Source organism: Paenibacillus sp. 598K (assembly GCF_003851045.1).
Lineage (GTDB): Bacteria > Bacillota > Bacilli > Paenibacillales > Paenibacillaceae > Paenibacillus_D.
This window is the reverse complement of record NZ_BFBX01000081.1, coordinates 706-4,173: the sequence shown is the minus strand read 5'-3', so window position 1 is coordinate 4,173 and position 3,468 is coordinate 706. Positions and strand designations below refer to the sequence as shown.

At 64.0% G+C, this 3,468-nt stretch carries 1 protein-coding gene; it reads left to right on the top strand.

The features are described from left to right. On the top strand, nucleotides 1–3,468 hold a 3,468-nt coding region (locus PA598K_RS22080; RefSeq protein ID WP_128659062.1), incomplete at both ends, for an endo-1,4-beta-xylanase.

Genomic DNA, 3,468 nt, shown 5'->3' with positions numbered 1-3,468 from the left:
GGCGGCGCGGCAGCTGCCGATGCTGGCGATACGCCGATCTCTCTTGCATTAGACAACGGAGCGTCGGATGCGTCCGAACCGGGAGCGCCTGCGCCTGGCGCCCAGCTCGTCTACGACTTCGAGGACGGCACGACGATGGGCTGGGGTCCGCGAGGCGGAGAAGACGTGACCTACACCGAGGAAGCGGCTCGTTCCGGCAACGGCAGCATCAAGGCGTGGAACCGGACCGAGAGCTGGAACGGACCCAGTCTGAATGTGAAGCCGCTGCTGGAGCCCGACACCACCTATCTGATCTCCGCTTATGTGAAGCTGGCGGAGGCTCCGGCGGAGGACAGCACGATTCGGATGTCGATGGAGAACAAGGCTGCGGGCACAGAGACGACCTTGTATTCGCAGTTGACCACGACGAGTACGCGCAGCACCGACTGGATCGAGCTGAGCGCTCCCTTCAGCTATACCGGCGCGATGGACGTGCTCTCGCTCTACGTCGAGTCGTCCAACGCCGCCGACGTCATCTACCTCGATGATGTGACGATCCGCCCGCGCGGCGCCATCCAGACCGATATCCCGAGTCTGGCCGAGGTGTATGAGGATTACTTTGAGATCGGGGCAGCCGTGGAGAATATCCACCTGTCCGGCATCCATCATCAGCTGCTGGATCGCCACTACAACTCGGTCGTCGCCGAGAATGTGATGAAGCCCGGCTCGATCAACCCGAGGGAGGGCGTCTACAACTGGACGGCTGCCGATACGCTGCGGGATTATGCCCGGGCGAACGGCATGAACCTACGCTTCCACACCCTCGTCTGGCATAGCCAGGGCAACGACTGGATCCTGCAGGATGAGACGGGCAAGGAGCTCGAGCCGACGCCAGAGAACAAGCAGCTCGTGCTGGAGCGGCTGGAAGCGTACCTGCGCGTAGTCGTCGCCCGCTACAAGGACGATGTTCGCGACTGGGACGTCGTCAACGAGGTGATCGACGAGAATCGTCCTGGCGGCATGCGCGACAGCGGCTGGTACCGCCTCACCGGGCTGGACTTCATCCGCACCGCCTTCCGCGTCGCCCGCGAGGTGGCCGGAGACGATGCGATGCTCTATATCAATGACTACGGCACCGACAATCCGCGCAAGCGGGATGCCCTCTACGAGCTGGTGACGCAGCTGCGCGAGGAAGGCGTCCCGATCGACGGCGTCGGCCATCAGACGCATATCAACATCACTGGCCCTTCGATCGAGCGGATCTCGGACTCGATCCGTTTGTTCGGCGAAGCCGGATTGGATAACCAGATCACCGAGCTCGATGTGTCCGTCTACACGAACAGCTCCGATGCGTACCAGGAGGTGCCGGAGGAGCTGATCGCGACGCAGGGCTACCGGTACAAGGAGCTGTTCGACGAGTTGAAACGGCTCGACAACGAAGGCAAGAGCGCCGGCATGGACGGCGGCTGGATCAGCAATGTGACGCTGTGGGGGATCGCGGACGATCATACGTGGCTGCACAACCGCCCGATCACACGTCAGGACGCGCCATTCCCATTCGACAAGCATTATCAGGCGAAGCCCGCGTACTGGGGCATGGTCGATCCGAGCAAGCTGCCGCTCTCGCCGCTGTCGGCGCGCGTCGTGCAGGGGACGCCTGCCGGAGCGCAATCCCCCCTCTGGCAGCTGGCGCCGTCGCTCCAGACCGATACGATCGGCACGCTGGGTGCGAAGATCAAGCTGCTGTGGGACAGCGGCCATCTGTATGCGCAGGTTGACGTGAGCGATGCATCGGCTGAGCCCGGGGACAAGGTCGAGCTGTTCCTCGCCGACGGCAGCCGGACGATCCGCGTTCAGGTCGACCGTGACAGCGCGAGCAGCATGGCAACGGAGGATGGCTATTTGGCTACGGCCGCCATTGCGCTCCCTGCGAGAGCCGAGGCGGGCCAGCAGCTCCGCTTTGATGTCCGCGTCACGGACACCGGCGCCGACGACGGGACCGAGCATGGCAAAAACGGCAATATCGTCTCCTGGAGCGATATTCGCAGCACGCAGCATATCGATCAGGACGGCTTCGGCACCCTGACGCTGGGCGAGGCCATTATGGTCGCCCCGTCCGTCAAGGGCACCCCGGAGATCGACGGCGAGCGGGACGACCTGTGGGACGATGCCGCTCCTGCTCTGACGACCGAGGTCTGGGTGCAGGGCAGCTCCGGCGCCACGGCCTCGTTCCAGACGATGTGGGACGACGAGTATCTGTATGTGTACGCCATCGTGAGCGACCCGCTGCTCAGCGATGCGAGCAACAACCCGTGGGAGCAGGATTCGATCGAGATTTTCGTCGATCAGAACAATGCCAAGTCTCCTACCTATGACGGCGATGACGGACAATACCGCATTAACTTCAACAATGTCCGCACGGTCGGCGGCAACGCCAGCCAGGACAATTACACGTCGGAGACGACGATCCTGCGAGACGATGAAGAGCAAGCGATCGGCTATGCCGTCGAAGCCGCGATCGCGCTCGATCGGATCGAGGCGCGCACCGGCCATCTGCTCGGCTTCGATCTGCAGGTGAACGATGATCACAACGGCGACGGCAATCGCGACAGCGTCGCGATCTGGTCCGACCCGACCGGTCAATCTTACATGAACGCCTCGCGCTTCGGGGCGCTCCAGTTCGTCGAGACGTTGGCCGCCGCGCCGACAGCGCCGCAGCAAGTCGCCGCTATCGCGAACAGCCAAGCCGCGATTACAGTTAGCTGGCATGAGGTCAGCGGAGCCGACGGCTATCTGGTCGAACGCGCTGCCCAGGCCGACGGACCTTGGACCGTAGCCGCGCCGCCAGTAACGGAGACGTCGTGGCAGCACACCGGACTGCAGGCGGGCACGACGCATTATTATCGCGTCACCGCGCTCCATGACTTCATGCGCTCGGCGCCGTCCGCTGCCGTCTCCGCGACTACGCACAGCGCATCTGACGGATCAGGCGGATCAGGCAACTCGGGCGGATATTGGCCGGCGCCGCCGACCATCGGCGAGGAGGAGCCTCCGACATCGCCGGAGGAGCTTGGCACGATCCGTCCGGTCGTCCAGACCGACAACGGCCGGACGACGGCAGCGGTCACCGCTGACGAGCTCGCAGCTGCACTTGCGGGAGCTGTGTCGGACGCCGATGGCAAAAAGCGCATCGTCATCGACCTGTCCGCCACCACAGACTCGACCAGCTACGAGCTGACGCTGCCGCTGGCCAGCCTGCAGGGCGACGGCTCGCATCGCCTGGCAGTAGCGACGCCGCTCGGAACGGCAGAGCTGCCGAGCCACATGCTCGCTAGGATCGGCGAACTGGACGCGACCCTGGTCACGATCCGTATCGCGACAGGCTCCGCCGAAGGGCTGAGCGATGCGCTGACGGCGACGATCGGCGATCGGCCGATCCTCGAGCTTGAAGTGATCATCGATGGTGAAGCGATCGCCTGGAGCGATGCC